This is a genomic window from Nonomuraea sp. KM88 (assembly GCF_052245635.1).
Lineage (GTDB): Bacteria > Actinomycetota > Actinomycetes > Streptosporangiales > Streptosporangiaceae > Nonomuraea.
On sequence record NZ_JBQQCC010000023.1, the window covers coordinates 94,648 to 108,075 of the forward strand.

The 13,428-nt window shown below is 66.5% G+C and carries 17 protein-coding genes; 7 read left to right on the plus strand and 10 right to left on the minus strand.

All coding sequences use genetic code 11. The features are described 5' to 3' along the window. The first annotated feature begins 35 nt into the window (after nt 1–35). Entirely contained in the window at nt 36–1,979 is a 1,944-nt protein-coding gene (locus ACTWPV_RS43225; protein WP_443156221.1) for a heavy metal translocating P-type ATPase, read from the plus strand. 655 nt (nt 1,980–2,634) lie between these two features. On the opposite strand, the gene ACTWPV_RS43230 is transcribed toward ACTWPV_RS43225, so the two are convergent. Then, nucleotides 2,635–3,093, minus strand: coding sequence for a hypothetical protein (locus tag ACTWPV_RS43230; RefSeq protein WP_443156222.1), 459 nt, complete (start codon nt 3,091–3,093; stop codon nt 2,635–2,637). A gap of 147 nt (nt 3,094–3,240) precedes the next feature. Here ACTWPV_RS43230 and ACTWPV_RS43235 point away from each other — a divergent pair, with 147 nt between their 5' ends. Further along, nucleotides 3,241–3,504 carry a hypothetical protein gene (locus tag ACTWPV_RS43235; protein ID WP_443156223.1) on the plus strand — a complete coding sequence of 88 codons (264 nt, stop codon included), beginning with the start codon at nt 3,241–3,243 and terminating at the stop codon, nt 3,502–3,504. A 115-nt stretch (nt 3,505–3,619) separates the two neighbouring features. Here ACTWPV_RS43235 and ACTWPV_RS43240 read toward each other — a convergent pair whose 3' ends face one another. The 4 genes from ACTWPV_RS43240 to ACTWPV_RS43255 all read right to left on the minus strand — a co-directional run bounded on the left by ACTWPV_RS43240 (nt 3,620) and on the right by ACTWPV_RS43255 (nt 6,004). Continuing rightward, entirely contained in the window at nt 3,620–3,793 is a 174-nt protein-coding gene (locus ACTWPV_RS43240; RefSeq protein WP_443156224.1) for a hypothetical protein, read from the minus strand. A 107-nt stretch (nt 3,794–3,900) separates the two neighbouring features. Continuing rightward, nucleotides 3,901–4,701: a hypothetical protein gene (locus ACTWPV_RS43245; protein WP_443156225.1), complete on the minus strand. Its 801-nt coding sequence runs from the start codon at nt 4,699–4,701 to the stop codon at nt 3,901–3,903. A 101-nt stretch (nt 4,702–4,802) separates the two neighbouring features. Further along, entirely contained in the window at nt 4,803–5,213 is a 411-nt protein-coding gene (locus ACTWPV_RS43250; RefSeq protein WP_443156226.1) for a hypothetical protein, read from the minus strand. Nucleotides 5,214–5,509: 296 nt separating this feature from the next. Then, nucleotides 5,510–6,004: a TetR family transcriptional regulator gene (locus ACTWPV_RS43255; protein WP_443156227.1), complete on the minus strand. Its 495-nt coding sequence runs from the start codon at nt 6,002–6,004 to the stop codon at nt 5,510–5,512. Between the two features lie 243 nt (nt 6,005–6,247). Here ACTWPV_RS43255 and ACTWPV_RS43260 point away from each other — a divergent pair, with 243 nt between their 5' ends. Then, entirely contained in the window at nt 6,248–6,610 is a 363-nt protein-coding gene (locus tag ACTWPV_RS43260) for an SPW repeat protein (RefSeq protein WP_443156228.1), read from the plus strand. Nucleotides 6,611–6,840: 230 nt separating this feature from the next. After that, entirely contained in the window at nt 6,841–6,969 is a 129-nt protein-coding gene (locus tag ACTWPV_RS43265; protein ID WP_443156229.1) for an FAD-dependent monooxygenase, read from the plus strand. 600 nt (nt 6,970–7,569) lie between these two features. On the opposite strand, the gene ACTWPV_RS43270 is transcribed toward ACTWPV_RS43265, so the two are convergent. From ACTWPV_RS43270 to ACTWPV_RS43280, 3 genes are read right to left on the minus strand one after another with little or no spacing between them, the layout of a single operon-like run. Further along, nucleotides 7,570–8,082, minus strand: a complete 513-nt coding sequence (locus ACTWPV_RS43270) for a MarR family winged helix-turn-helix transcriptional regulator (protein ID WP_443156230.1) — start codon at nt 8,080–8,082, stop codon at nt 7,570–7,572. A gap of 27 nt (nt 8,083–8,109) precedes the next feature. Continuing rightward, nucleotides 8,110–9,090: a zinc-binding dehydrogenase gene (locus ACTWPV_RS43275; protein WP_443156231.1), complete on the minus strand. Its 981-nt coding sequence runs from the start codon at nt 9,088–9,090 to the stop codon at nt 8,110–8,112. A gap of 5 nt (nt 9,091–9,095) precedes the next feature. Beyond that, nucleotides 9,096–9,971 carry a haloalkane dehalogenase gene (locus ACTWPV_RS43280; RefSeq protein ID WP_443156232.1) on the minus strand — a complete coding sequence of 292 codons (876 nt, stop codon included), beginning with the start codon at nt 9,969–9,971 and terminating at the stop codon, nt 9,096–9,098. A 74-nt stretch (nt 9,972–10,045) separates the two neighbouring features. Between ACTWPV_RS43280 and ACTWPV_RS43285 the strand changes: the two genes are divergently transcribed. The 3 genes from ACTWPV_RS43285 to sigJ all read left to right on the plus strand — a co-directional run bounded on the left by ACTWPV_RS43285 (nt 10,046) and on the right by sigJ (nt 12,304). Next, nucleotides 10,046–10,549, plus strand: coding sequence for a MarR family transcriptional regulator (locus tag ACTWPV_RS43285; protein WP_443156233.1), 504 nt, complete (start codon nt 10,046–10,048; stop codon nt 10,547–10,549). Between the two features lie 313 nt (nt 10,550–10,862). Then, nucleotides 10,863–11,441 (plus strand): carboxymuconolactone decarboxylase family protein, encoded by a 579-nt coding sequence (locus ACTWPV_RS43290; RefSeq protein WP_443156234.1) that lies wholly within the window; start codon nt 10,863–10,865, stop codon nt 11,439–11,441. After that, on the plus strand, nt 11,438–12,304 hold the full coding sequence (gene sigJ, locus ACTWPV_RS43295) for an RNA polymerase sigma factor SigJ (RefSeq protein WP_443156235.1): 867 nt from the start codon (nt 11,438–11,440) through the stop codon (nt 12,302–12,304). The genes ACTWPV_RS43290 and sigJ overlap by 4 nt, the downstream gene beginning before the upstream one ends. Before the next feature lie 117 nt (nt 12,305–12,421). Here the strand turns inward: sigJ and ACTWPV_RS43300 are convergent, their stop codons facing one another. Both ACTWPV_RS43300 and ACTWPV_RS43305 read right to left on the minus strand, forming a co-directional pair. Then, entirely contained in the window at nt 12,422–12,931 is a 510-nt protein-coding gene (locus ACTWPV_RS43300; RefSeq protein ID WP_443156236.1) for a DoxX family protein, read from the minus strand. Further along, nucleotides 12,928–13,383, minus strand: a complete 456-nt coding sequence (locus ACTWPV_RS43305) for a DoxX family protein (RefSeq protein WP_443156237.1) — start codon at nt 13,381–13,383, stop codon at nt 12,928–12,930. The genes ACTWPV_RS43300 and ACTWPV_RS43305 overlap by 4 nt, the downstream gene beginning before the upstream one ends. Nucleotides 13,384–13,428: the final 45 nt, after the last annotated feature.

A 13,428-nucleotide genomic window follows, 5' to 3' on the forward strand; every position in this document is an offset into this window, starting at 1 on the left:
GCATATCTGCATATATACGCATATACGATGGCGTGGTGATCACCGATCTGAGCACTGCCCAGGCCGCCCCCGAGCGCCGGCGCGCCGCACCGTGGAGCGTCGGCACGTGGTCGCTGCCGGAGGTGCGCTGGGCCGCGATCGCCGTCGCCCTGTTCGCCGCAGGCGGCCTCTGCCAGTTGGCTGGGACGCCGTCGTGGTTGTGGTGGAGCCTCTACCTGTCGTGCTACGCCGCCGGCGGCTGGGAGCCCGGACTCGCGGGCCTGCGGGCGTTGCGCGAACCACGACTGGACGTGGACCTCCTCATGGTCGCGGCGGCCATCGGCGCCGCCGCGATCGGACAGGTCTTCGACGGTGCCCTGCTCATCGTCATCTTCGCCACCTCCGGCGCACTTGAGGCGGTGGCCACCAAACGCACCGAGGACTCCGTACGCAGCCTGCTCGACCTGGCCCCCACCACGGCCTGCCGCATCACCGAGGAAGGCGGCGAGGAAACCATCCCCACGAGCCACCTCGCGATCGGCGAAGTCATCCTGATCCGACCCGGCGAACGGGTCGGCGCCGACGGACGCGTACTGGACGGGGCCAGCGAGATCGACCAGGCGACCATCACCGGAGAACCGCTGCCCGTGACCAAACAGGCAGGCGACGAGGTGTTCGCCGGCACCCTTAACGGCAGCGGCGCCCTGCACGTACGGATCGAACGGGAGCCCTCGGACTCAGCGATCGCCCGGATCGTGGCCATGGTCGAGGAGGCATCCAAAACCAAGGCGCCCACCCAGCTGTTCATCGAGAAGGTCGAGCAGCGCTACTCCATCGGCATGGTGATCGCCACGGTAACGTTGTTCACGCTGCCGCTGATGCTCGGCGCCGACCTGGAATCCACGCTGCTGCGTGCGATGACGTTCATGATCGTTGCATCGCCGTGCGCGGTGGTGCTGGCGACCATGCCGCCACTGCTGTCGGCGATCGCCAACGCCGGACGGCACGGCGTACTGATCAAGTCCGCTGTCGTCATGGAACGCCTGGGCCAGATCGACACGGTCGCCATGGACAAGACCGGCACTCTCACCGAAGGCGTCCCGCAGGTCGTCGACATCCGCCCGACGGCCGACCTGAACGTGGACGAGGTGCTCACCCTGGCCGCCGCGGCCGAACGCCCCAGCGAGCACCCTCTCGGACGCGCCATCACCGTCGCGGCATGCGAGCGCGGCCTCCACGTGGCGAAAGCGGAGAACTTCACCTCCACCCCCGGCCTCGGCGTGACTGCCACAGTCGACGGGGCCGAAGTCACGGTCGGCAGCCCCGGCCGCCTGCCGCACAACCCGGTCGAACAGGACGCCGCTGGCCTGAAGGCTCAGGGCCGCACCACCGTCCTGGTCACCCGCGACGGCTCACCGGTCGGGGTGCTCGGCATCACCGACCGCCTGCGGCCCGACGCCGCCGCCACCGTCGCCTCACTCACCACCCTGACCGGCAGCACCCCGGTGCTGGTCACCGGCGACAACGCACGCGCGGCCGCCCACTTGGCCGGCCAGGTCGGCATCACCGACGTACGCGCCGGACTGCTGCCACAGGACAAGGTCGGCGTCGTACGGCAGCTCCAGGACGCCGGCCGTAAGGTGCTGGTCGTCGGCGACGGCGTCAACGACGCTCCCGCGCTGGCCACCGCGCACAGCGGCATCGCCATGGGCCGGGCCGGCTCCGACCTCGCCCTGGAGACCGCCGACGCCGTGGTCGTACGGGACGAACTCGCCGCCATCCCGGCCGCGGTGGCCCTCTCCCGCCAGGCCAGACGCCTCATCGTGCAGAACCTGGTCATCGCAGGGGTGTTCATCGCCGGCCTGGTCATATGGGACCTGACGGGCGAGCTGCCGCTGCCCCTCGGAGTGGCCGGACACGAGGGCTCGACCGTCATCGTCGGCCTGAACGGCCTACGCCTGCTTCGCGAGAAAGCGTGGCGGCAGGCGCAAACCAACTGACCAGCGATCGGTGACCAACGCGCTCCACATCGGGCCCTACGCGCTCAGCCGTGTTAGCGCTCGCTTGGGCGAGGCACGGGCGGCATTCGACATGCCGATCAGTGTGCTCCCAGGATGGCGGCTGACTAGCCAAGGTGGGTCTTACGGGATATTTCACCGCTTGGTCTCGTTCAGGTATCCATGTGCTGCGAGCAGGCGCTCGAAGAACTCGCGTAGCATGATCCGCGGGCAATCGGCCATACAGCCGACCTCCACGCACCTCGAACGGATGCTGCACGATCCAGGTGATCTGCTTGGCGTCGTCCGCGCTCACTCCGCTGGCCACCAGCCTCACGTTCATCATCTCAGCGGCCGCAGCCAGGACCGCTGCCGCCAGCCGATCAGGCAACGACTGCACTTCGCTAGCGCCCTCGCTCACGGAGCGAATGATCCCACGGCATCACGACTTGCAAAGTGCAGAGAAATTTCGAGCTCAGAAAGGTCGCGGCCGGGACCTGCGGCCGCGCGTTCGGCACCCCATGCGTTCACAAGCACAGCTGCTTAACCGAACTGATCTCGCTGGAGCTCAAAGCCATGAGGACCGGGTCGATGACGGAACGTGACGGTGGCTGATGAGTGTAGTTGGAGCGTCGGGCGTGTCCCGGGTGCCGGCGTTTCAGACCGAGTCGACCAGCTGATGTGAGGGCCCATAGCCGATTTTCCAGTTCGCGCAGTAGCCGATGAGCCCGTCGGTCGTGCATCGGACCGCGATGCTGACCCAGCGGATGTCAGAGGTCGGCGTGTCGTCGTAGAAGGTGAAACCGACTGCCGTCTCGAACTGGTCCGAGCCGCAGGTGCACTCGACGAAGTAGCTGGCCTCAGCCTCTTCCTCTGTGGTGGGCCAGTGCTCCTCGCTGTCGAGCATGTAGGCGGTCTGGTCGCATTGGGCGCATGTGCGGCGCACGCATGTCGAGGATTCGTCGGTCTCGAGGACGAAGACCTGACCTGTGCAGTGAGTGCAATGTGCCACAACCACCTGATGCGCGACATATTCGTTCGGATTGGCGCCGAAATAGGCGACCAGGTCATTGATGTCGTCTCCGACCCAGCTGCCGTTGATCTTCCTGATCGTCACATAAGCAAGGTAGCGGGCGCTCTCGGACCAGTGCAGTCGGATGCTGGTTGGTCATGTTCCGCTCCCGGTGGAGCGTCCGACGGAGCGGCGGATATCGGGCATGCCGAGGCTGACGACGGTCGTGTGGATGGTTGCTTCTTGCATGGCTTGGAGCTTCTGGCCGGCGGCAGCGAGGGTGGTTTCGATGGCAGCCATTTCGCCGAGCCAGCCCTGTTCTTTGGCCTCGGCGAGGCGGTCGATGAGGTTGGCGTGGATCTCCTTCAGCCGGGGCTGCTGAGCTGGGTCGACGCGAAGGAGGGGGCATCTGACGCAACGTCTCCATCAACTCCGCATCGGACTTGGTCAGATGGCCGCATACACCGGTGCCGCCTGACCACCACGGCGATGGGGTTGGCAAAGCGGAACAACTGAAGCTCACCGACAGCTTCACGCTCCGAAGGACGTTGAGGGTCTAGGCCAGAGCTCCCAGTGGTTGGCTCGTCCTCGCCGCACCTCAGCATCCGGGGTGCTGGTCCTGAAGCTCCTTCTAGCGCTCGACGACCTCCGAGATCGACAGGCCTAACGGAACCACCGTGAGCGGTTCAGCTTTCGGCTTCGACGGAGCCACCGGCTGGTTCGGAGCGGAAGCGCCGTAAAGGATCTTCCGAGCTTCCTTGATTCTCCACCGAACCCGGGGCGCTTCAACCAGCAAGATCAGCATCTAAACGGCATAGGCCACTCAACCGGGGCACACCAAATCCATAACGACATCAAGCAGGCCGAACGTCTGTTCCCCCATGTGAACCGCGAAACTTACCCAGACACAGCTCATAACGTGACCCCGGAGGATGAGCCCTGGACGATCGATGTCAACCGACTCCTCATCTGGCCGATTCGCGCGGCGATGGCGGCGAACTTCTCCTTCTCCTGACGCAGAACCTGCTCCTGAAGCTTCGACTCCACGCGGACCAGAATCGGCACCAGATTGGTCGCCTTCTTGCACGTGACATCAGCTGTCGCTGTGGCGATCTCCTGCGGGGTGGGCTTGCTCGCCGGGCCGCCCCATCGGGAAATGATTCCCGCTTCTCCGGGGCCCTTGTATGCGAAACCCGCCATCGCCATGCAACTGCTCCACTGTTCGACCGCCCGTTCTGCGGCAGGACGTGTCCAGGCGCTATCAAATGTTTGGGTTCCGAGCCGGTGCACGAATGCCCGGTCCTCGGTGAGCGCGAACCGGTTCACGTAATCCAGCGCCTCCTTAACACATCCGCCCTTGCCGTCTTTTCCATAGGCGGCGACGCGGGCCGTGGGGCGAAGGGCGCTGTCACGCTCCGCTCGCAACCTTCGCACAAACAGCACGCCCGGATCCTGCGGCAGGTGATAGCCGACGCGCCGTGCCACCTCATCTTCTGCGAGACCGTATCGCCTCCGGTGGGTGATATAGCGAACATCGCCAACATCGGTTTCCGTGATTTCGCGCCACGTTTCTCGCCTGGCCGCCATGCATCTCTTAGTCAAGACGTCGGCCGCACGGTCGGTGAGAACCAGATCAGCGGAATTGGGCCGGTAGGCGTCAAACGGCAGATGTAGCGTACGGAAGTAGGGCTCCACCGCGATGCCGACCTCCATGCCGCGCGTTCCTCCGGCGGAGGAATGTCGTGCCAGGGGGACGCCGCAACCAGCTACAACGAGAGCGGAAACGCCTGTCCAGATAAGCAGCCGTGCACACATCACAGCAGCTTGAGTGACGAGATCCTATTATCCCACGTATAGATATCGCAGGCCGTGTATCTACGCGGAAAATAGTCACTGTCACCTTGGTAGTTAAGCCCATCGTAAACGGCGAGGTAATAGTCGTTCTCGTTGGCGAACCCGCTGATCCGATTGTAGACGGAGGTCCCGTCCGTGAAGAAGTTGTTCCGCAGGTCCGCGTCCTGCATGTAGATCGACGCCCATGGCCCGGTGCATCCTCTGGCGCGCCATACGTAGACCTTATTGGCTTGCTGAGCGTTGCTCTCGATGACGCCGCCACTTGAACTCCCTGCGCCGTCGGCATATGCGGGCACCACTGGGGCGGCCCCCACAACAGCGGTCCCCACAGCGGCAGTGACAAGAAGCGCGGCCGCGGCCAATGCTTTCATTTCCTACTCCTGACTTCGCTCTCCGTACACGGCGGTAGCCAGGCTAAAAGGGCGGATCCACTCGCGAATCCGTCATGTGACCGGTGCATTATTACTGCATCGTGTTTGACACAAGGGGAATCCAAGCTGCTCGCCGTCTCATCGGCCCCATCTCTCTCACCCGTCCCGCGCTCCGGTCCGGCGACAGTGGCCGCGGCCGTGAGGTGCCTCACCGGCCGCAGTCCTGGGTGCCGGTGCTGGAGTTACCGCCTTCCGGCTATCGGGCAGCCGTTGCGGTGGGCGTCGGCTGTCGGCCGTCATGAACTCGAGACTCTCGGCGTGAGCTTGCCGTCCAGCCCGGTGTAGAAGACCAGGACGTTGCCGCCCGGCCCCAGGCCGGCGGCCACGGTGCATGTGGTCTTGTCGGAGGCGGAGGGCTGCTTCCAGCCCAGCCAGGCGTCGGCGGGCTTGCGGTTGACGAAGATGCGCTGGTCGAGGCCGGTGGCGAACACGAACAACTCGCCGTCGCGGCCGTAGGCCATCGCGACGGCGAGGTTGGTGACGAGTCCGGGCAACCCTAGATGACCATCGGGCCGGCTCGGGGTCCACTGTGTCGCGTGCGCTCTCGAACAGGCCGGCCCCGCCCGGTGCAGCACCTTGTCGAAGATCTGCTGCTTGTTGTCGAAGTGGCGGTAGAGGACGCTCTCGCTCAGCCCGGCCGCTTCGGTGATCGCGCGTACGGAGGTGCCGCCGAAGCTGTGTCTGGCGAACAGTTCCAGTACCGACTCGACCAGCACCTTCTTGGTGTCCATCGCGGCGGACTTGGGTGGCCGGCCTGGCCTTCGGGTGCTGATGTTCTGACTTATAAGTAATCGATCCCTTATTTCAACGTGACCTGGGTCACTCGCGTGTTGAGAAAGGGAGAACGCACTGGTCACCTGCCGCGTCACTTGACGGATTCGGAAACTTGCCGGGATTTCTAGCGTTCGAAGTACCGAGGTGCTTCTAACCGAGGAACCCGGCGAAAGATCGGCTTCATTCCAAAGGAGGAACCCATGAAGCCATGGACACGCTGGCAGGACTGGACCAACATCGCGGTCGGCTTGTACCTGGCGCTGGCGCCCATCTGGACGGACACCGACCCCGGTGCGGCGACGGCTCTGGTGACGATGGGGGCGCTGATCGTCTGCACAGCGCTGTGGGCACTGGCGCAACCTTCATCGGCGGTCAGTCAGTGGACCAACGTCATCTGGGCGGTGCTGGCGATCGCCGCGCCGTGGGTCATTTCCTTCACCGGGCTCGCCGCCGCTGCCTGGACCGCCTGGGTGGGCGGGATCCTGGTCGGCTGCCTGGCGCTGTGGGCCCTGCCCGCGACCAGGAGGCCAGCCGACCCCCGGGCCGTCCAGCCGCGGCACTGACCGCCGTCACCGACAAGCCCGGGCACCCGCCCGGGCTTTCTCGTATGGTCGCGTCGCCGCCCGTCGGCTGACGGACTCGGTGGCCGCCGCGCAGCCGTACCGTCGCGCCTGAAGAGGCAGTGGCCGCGGGCGCCGGGCTCGCGTCGCGCGGCCGCATGCCGAAATTCGAGGCCGACCTACCTCGCGGAGGTTGCGGCGTGGCGGGCCGGCCGCCTCAGGAGGAGGTGTCAATGACGGAGCTCGACGCCGAGGTGATCGTGGTCGGGGCCGGGCCGACTGGCCTGCTGCTCGCCGGTGACCTCACCCGTGCGGGCATCGACGTGACGATCCACCGATCCCGGAGGACGGCAAGCGCCTGATGGCTGGCCGGACGGTGGTGATGGCGGCCCACCGGATGCGGACGGTCCAGCGCGCCAGTCGCCCGAAGGACGCGAGTTCATCCGGCGCAGCGCCGCGGCCTGGGGCGAGGCTCACCTGGCCGCCGGTGGCGAACCAGAGCACGTCGCGGCCGCAGTCGAGGCCACCACCAAGTTCTACGCACCCGACCCGACCTGACATCCCGCTGCGGTGGGCTGACCGGCATCCTTGGCGCTCGAACCGCCGATGAGAATGGTCAGTCGCGAGACGGGTGTCAGACCCCTCCGTCGAGGAGCGGGACGAGCAGCACTACAGCATGTTGTCCCACACCTGGAAGGAATGCGCGCCATGAAGTACACCAACTCGATCGAGATCGCACTGCCGCGGGAGAAGGTGGCCCAGTTGCTCGCCGACCCGGCACACATACCGAAATCACACGCCGGGATCCGGCAGACCTGCACGGGATCCCGAAAGAGAGCGTCGTTCACTTCGACCGCGAGATCGTCGGCGCGGGCATCGCGAACCGCATCGGGGTGAGCATCCTCAAGGAAACCGGCGTGACGACCTGGTCGTCAACGGCCGAGCCTTAGCGGTGGGGGCGTTCAGATCGTGGTTCGCCGCATCTTCTCAGCGTTCAATACCATGTGACGGAGCACCTCGATGGTGCCGGCATACCTTTCCGCGGTCACTCCATCCCTGATCTGACGACCTGCCTGCTCGACCTTCCGCGCCAGGGCGGCGTGCGCGGCCTCCCCCTCGAGGGTGAGGCTGTAGGGCTCCCGGCCGGTGATCCAGCTACGCCGCTGCAGATCTTCGATCGTCTGGTCCAGGTCGACCGAACTCCCGGACCAGAATGGCCGAAGCCTCTGTGCGATCGCCTCTCTCGTAGCTGGCCCGCGCTGGCCCGCGCGGTCGAAGTCGGGCCCTGGGGCGAGCAGGTTCATCGTCTGCCAGTGGCGACGGTGGAGCCCCATCGCCGCGAGCACTCGGTTGAGGTTTTCCTCGATGAGCTGGTCGAGGAGCTTCAGCCAATAGCCCAGCGGGCGACGTTGTTCCATGCTGATCCCTTCTTCGACGACCCGGAACGCCCGGTTCCGGCCGCGGCCGTCGGCCATTGCTGTTTCGGTGAGGGGTGTGGCGGGTCATGGGCGCAGGACCGTTTTTCCGGTGGTGGCGCGGGATTGCAGGGCGATGTGGGCGGCGGGCGCGTCGGTGAGGGCGAACCGCTGGCCGATCACCGGGACGAGTCGTCTGTGGGTGAGCGCTTCAAGGGCGTCGCGCTCGAGTGTCCGGGTGCCGCCCGGGCGCTGGAGGATGCGTGCGCCGATGGCGGAGGCGGCGCTGATGCCCCGGCTGAACAGGTCGCCGGTCGACAGTTCGGTCAGGGATCCCGAGGACGAGCCGAACATCACCAGGCGCCCGGTGACGCCGAGCAGTTCCAGGGCGCTTCGGCCGATCTGGCCGCCGACCCCGTCGAGGGCGAGCGTCACCGGGCTGCCCGCCACCGCTTGGCGTACCTCGTGGGGCCAGTCGGGGCAGGTGTAGTCGATGGCGTGGTCCGCGCCTGTCCGGCGGGCGAGCGCAACCTTGTCGGGACCGCCCGCGACGCCGACGACCGTTGCGCCAGCCGAACGGCATGCCTGGACCAGCAGGGTTCCGATTCCGCCGGCGGCCGCGGTGACCAGGACGACGTCGGCGGCGGTCGGCGCTGCGAGTTCGAGGATCGCCATGGTCGTCCGGCCGGTGCCGACCATGGCCACGGCGCAGTCGGCGTCGACGTCGTCCGGCAAGACGTGGACGGCCGCCGCTGGGGCCAGCGCCAGTTCGGCGTATCCGCCGCTGGCCAGACCGAGATCAGCCACGACGCGTCGACCGAGGAGAGCGGCGTCGGCGCCGGCGCCGACCTCGTCGATCGTTCCGGCGACCTCCCGGCCCGGTGTCATGGGAAGGCGGGGCGCGACCCGCGGCCCGCCTCCGCCTTGGCGGATGATGGTGTCCAGCAGGTGGACACCTGCCGACTCGACCCGGATCCGCACCTGGTCACCGGCCGGGTGGAGGTCGGGCACCTCCTCCAACCGGAGTTCCTCGGGGCCGCCGAACGCATACTGCCGGATCGCTCGCATCGCCCTCAGCCCTCTCCGTCGGCAAGCAGGTCGTGCTTGTCCAGCCATGCGACGAGCGAGGCGGCGATGGCCTCAGGCTGGTCCTCGGGGGTGTGGTGGCCGGCCGTTCCGTGCGTCTCGATCTGCAGAGCGGACATGTTGGCGGCGCACCAGTCGATGATCTGCGCGCTCATCATCAGGCCCGGGCCGGGGTCGAAGGCGAGCAGGAGTTTGGGTACGTCCGCGCTTGCCGCCAGCCACTGGCCGTAGGCATCGATTCTGGCGACGACCTCGGTGGGCTCCCCGTCCAGCGGCATCGCCCGCGGCCATTGCAGCAACGGAACCCGGGACTGCCGGGTCGGGTACGGCTGGCCGTAGACCGCCAGGTCCTCCTCGCTCAGCCCGGGGACGGTGCGCGGCAACGCCTGCTCGATGAAGGCGTTCTGGTCCAGCACCAGTTCCTCACCGACACCGGGCATGCGCATCGATTCGAACAGCGGGCGGGCACCAGCTGGGAACTCCTCCCACGACATCGGTTTCACGATCGTCTCGGTGAACGCGATGCCGCGCACCCGTCCGGGGTGGCGGGCGGCCCAGTCGAAGGCGAGCGCGCCGCCCCAGTCATGGCCGACCAGCACGACCCGGTCGAGGTCGAGGGCGTCGAACCAGGCGTCGAGGTACTCGGCGTGGTCAGCGAAGCTGTAGGCGATGTCGGGCTTGCCGGACTCCCCCATGCCGATCAGATCGGGTGCCAGGCACCGGCTGAACGCTCCGGCGACGGGCAGGATGTGCCGCCACAGATACGACGACGTGGGGTTGCCGTGCAGGAAGACCGTCGTGGTCGGCCCGGCGCCGACCTCCCGGTAGAAGATCGTCGAGTCCAGGACATGTGCGGTGGGCATGGCAGGCTCCCCTGAAAGACTGCATATTAGACAGGTATCTGACCACTATGAGATTTAGACAGGTACCTGTCAATATGAACGGAGATTCCTCCACGAAGCGGCTGCGATTCTCGCTGCTGCTGCGCCTGCTCCACCGCGAGTACGCCGCCGGCATTGAGGCGGCCCTTGCCGAGGCGGGATTCGGCGACATCCGCTCCGGGGATGCCAAGGTGTTCCCGTTCGTCCCGCCGGAGGGAATCCAGGTCCGTGACCTGGCCCTTCGCGCCGGTGTGCGGAAACAGACCATGGCGCAATCGGTCGACCAGCTGGAACGGGCGGGCTACCTGGAACGCCTCCCGAATCCCCGCGACGCCAGGTCGCGGCTGATCGTGCTCACCGAACGGGGAAGAGCGGTCCAGCCGCTGGCGGCCGGCGCAGGGGACCGAATCGAGGAACGGTGGGCCGAACTGACAAGCCCCGAGGACTTCGAGGCTCTCCGCGCCCTGCTGCACCGCCTGCTGAACCGCATCGGCGAAGCAGACCCCGATGCCGCCGATCGCCTGAGCTCGATTGACAGGAGCCGGCTCGACCAACAGTGAGACGGTGTCACCTTGGCTACGAACGGGCTCGACAGCATTCGACATCACCGCAGAACAGAATCGGCCTGGTGGCGCCCCCGCCGGCACCTCGGTCGCCTTTCGCAAGCCCGGCATCGAAGGCCCTGATGCAGTAGTGGAACGAAAAATCACGCTCAGCCCCTCCACCGAGCGGCTGAGCGGAACCGGTTATGGCGCGAGGAGGGCCCTGGGGACAGGTGCCGCGGCGGCGGCAGATCACAAGCTGTCACATTCGGCGGCCCCGGCGGTGTCTTCATGTCGAACAGCCAGAACGCACACCTAAGAGGAGAACATCATGGCGCTACGCGTTCCTAAGGCCGAGCTTCCCGCCGACCTCAGGGAAAACATGATCAGGCAATTCGGCAGCGTGCCCGAGAACGTCGAGGTGTTGTGGAACAGCCCCGCACTAGCTCGTGACAACGTGGAGTTCGGCGGCAAAGTAGGCGCTTGGAATGCGGCCGACACGAGCCTCAAGTCGTTCGCGCACATGGCCGTCGCGGCACAGATCGGTTGCAGTTGGTGCCTCGACGCCGGGTACTTCCAGGCGCAGAACGACGATCTGGACCTGGCCAAGGCCAGCCAGGTGCCGCGCTGGCGGACCTCGGATGTGTTCACCCCGCTGGAGCGGGACGTGATGGGGTACGCCGAGGCCATGTCGAACACACCGCCGACCGTCACCGACGAGCAGTACGCGAGTCTGCTGGAGCGGCTCGGCCCTGCGGCGATGGTCGAGCTCACCGCGTACATCGCCTACGTCAACCTGGCGACCAGGGCCAATGTGGCGAACGGGGTCGCCTCGCAGGGCTTCTCCGAATCCTGTGAGATTCCGCTGGCCAAGATCCCGGGGAAGTCCGGCGCGGCGTCGACGGCGTGACCGGGGACGCGATGGCCGAGGACCCGTTCCTGACCCACCGCAGCCTGCTGTTCACCGTCGCCTACGAGATGCTCGGATCGGCGACCGACGCGGAGGATGTGCTGCAGGAGTCCTGGCTGCGGTGGGCCGGTATCGATCACGCGCAGGTGAGCGCCCCGCGGGCCTACCTCGTCCGGCTCGTCACCCGGCAAGCGCTCAACCGCCTGCGCACGCTGTCACGCATCCGCGAGGACTACGTCGGCGAGTGGCTTCCGGAACCGCTGCTGACCAGCCCTGACGTCGCCGAGGACATCGACCTTGTGGATAAGGTCTCGATCGCGATGTTGACTGTACTGGAAACGCTCGCTCCGACGGAACGTGCGGTGTTCGTGCTCCGCGAAGTCTTCGAGATGCCCTATGGCGAGATCGCCGAGGCCGTCGAGAAGTCCGCGGCCACGGTGCGGCAGATCGCCCGGCGGGCCCGCGACCGTGTCGCTGCCCGTCAGCCCCGGGTACGGGTGAGCCGGTCGGAGCAACAAATCGTGGTGGAACGGTTCCTGGCCGCGGTGCGCACCGGGCAGGTGAAGGAGCTGATGGAGGTCCTGGCGCCAGACGTGGTCCTGATCGTCGACGGCGGCGGGCTCGCGTCCGCAGCCCGAGCTCCGATCCATGGGCCCGAACTCGTAGCGGAGTCCCTCGCGCGCCCGAACCGGACGGTGTCGGCCGTCTGGCTCAACGGCGCGCCCGCCGGCCGGATCGAGACCGACGGCCAAGTGGCCGCGGTGAGCCTGATGGTTGAGAACGGGCAGGTGAGCCGGATCCACGCGGTGGCGAACCCGCAGAAGCTGACGTGGCTCAGGGAGCCGACCAACCTCACCAGATAGTCCGCGATCGCGTCATCGCAGGCCCGCGAGCGGATCGACCGGCCGCGGGTCGCCGAGCTGTACCGGCGGCGAATGGCGGATGGTAGGGGTTGGACCCCGGCGCACTGGGGGCGCGCTTCAGCCTCGACTAAAGACAACCGACCCGGTGGGTGGCCGAAGCGCGCTCTTTGGAGTGTGTGTGCAGGATGGCGTCGGGAGATTGGCGCATTCCCAGGTGCGGATACAGGTTGCCCAGGACCCGGTTGCTGGGGCGTAGCACCCAGGAGATGAGTGTGCAGAGGGTGAACTGGAAGGTGTAGCCGACGGGTACCACTCCGAGCCGGACGCAAGGTGGGAGATGACCGCGCCGGAGAAGTTGAAGAATGCACCGGCGTAGGCCCATTCCTTCAACCGGGTGGATCCCGGCGGGAGTATGGCCGGGACGGACAGGACCTTCCAAGATCCGATGATGAGCAGGAAGTATGCGGGGCAGCCGAGGGCCTGCATGCGGCCAGGGTTTCCGAGCGGACGTAAGCGGTCCGCAGCAGGTCCCAGAAGCCGCCCACGAACGACTCGGCCGCGATGATCAGGGTGGCGGCCCAGTACACGGGATACGCGCGGGTTGATGGAGTCGATGGCGCCGATCATCGGTTGCTGTGCTCCACGCCTCGTACGCGTGACGGCGCGGCACTGCTATCCCGTTGCGGCCGTATGAGGTCTTTCCAGTCAGACGGCCAGTTCGCCAGGGCGGCCATGGCCGTGAGCACCAGGTGAATGGGGGCCGAGACCTCTTCGTACAGGGGCGCATCATCGATGAGGTGCGTAGTGACCGCGGCGGTAAGGAGGAAGACCAGCCCTGCGGCGCCGATGAATCTGGACCGTTCGGATGGGATGACCAGCAAGATCGCGCAGATCAGCTCGATGACGCCAACGACGAATCTGAACCAGGGGGGAAACCCCCAATCGACGAACTTCACCGCGTACGCCGGACCAAAGAATGTCGGGCCAGGCCAGAACTTGGTGGCGAAGCCGACGAAGAACTCTGCGGCTAGAACCCAGTAAAAGGCGGTGCGCAGCCAAGACGAGGTGCGTGCGGACATGATTCTTCCTCCGATGGGACAGCTACGCCAGCCGATGAACGGCAC

What these genes read in the sequence shown, in the direction of transcription:
- ACTWPV_RS43240 (WP_443156224.1), bottom strand. Translation starts at nt 3,793, where the DNA reads ATGCTGATCTTGCTGGTTGAAGCGCCCCGGGTTCGGTGGAGAATCAAG.
- ACTWPV_RS43245 (WP_443156225.1), bottom strand. Translation starts at nt 4,701, where the DNA reads ATGGAGGTCGGCATCGCGGTGGAGCCCTACTTCCGTACGCTACATCTG.
- ACTWPV_RS43250 (WP_443156226.1), bottom strand. Translation starts at nt 5,213, where the DNA reads ATGAAAGCATTGGCCGCGGCCGCGCTTCTTGTCACTGCCGCTGTGGGG.
- ACTWPV_RS43255 (WP_443156227.1), bottom strand. Translation starts at nt 6,004, where the DNA reads ATGGACACCAAGAAGGTGCTGGTCGAGTCGGTACTGGAACTGTTCGCC.
- ACTWPV_RS43260 (WP_443156228.1), top strand. Translation starts at nt 6,248, where the DNA reads ATGAAGCCATGGACACGCTGGCAGGACTGGACCAACATCGCGGTCGGC.
- ACTWPV_RS43265 (WP_443156229.1), top strand. Translation starts at nt 6,841, where the DNA reads ATGACGGAGCTCGACGCCGAGGTGATCGTGGTCGGGGCCGGGCCGACT.
- ACTWPV_RS43270 (WP_443156230.1), bottom strand. Translation starts at nt 8,082, where the DNA reads ATGGCCGACGGCCGCGGCCGGAACCGGGCGTTCCGGGTCGTCGAAGAA.
- ACTWPV_RS43275 (WP_443156231.1), bottom strand. Translation starts at nt 9,090, where the DNA reads ATGCGAGCGATCCGGCAGTATGCGTTCGGCGGCCCCGAGGAACTCCGG.
- ACTWPV_RS43280 (WP_443156232.1), bottom strand. Translation starts at nt 9,971, where the DNA reads ATGCCCACCGCACATGTCCTGGACTCGACGATCTTCTACCGGGAGGTC.
- ACTWPV_RS43285 (WP_443156233.1), top strand. Translation starts at nt 10,046, where the DNA reads ATGAACGGAGATTCCTCCACGAAGCGGCTGCGATTCTCGCTGCTGCTG.
- ACTWPV_RS43290 (WP_443156234.1), top strand. Translation starts at nt 10,863, where the DNA reads ATGGCGCTACGCGTTCCTAAGGCCGAGCTTCCCGCCGACCTCAGGGAA.
- ACTWPV_RS43300 (WP_443156236.1), bottom strand. Translation starts at nt 12,931, where the DNA reads ATGATCGGCGCCATCGACTCCATCAACCCGCGCGTATCCCGTGTACTG.
- ACTWPV_RS43305 (WP_443156237.1), bottom strand. Translation starts at nt 13,383, where the DNA reads ATGTCCGCACGCACCTCGTCTTGGCTGCGCACCGCCTTTTACTGGGTT.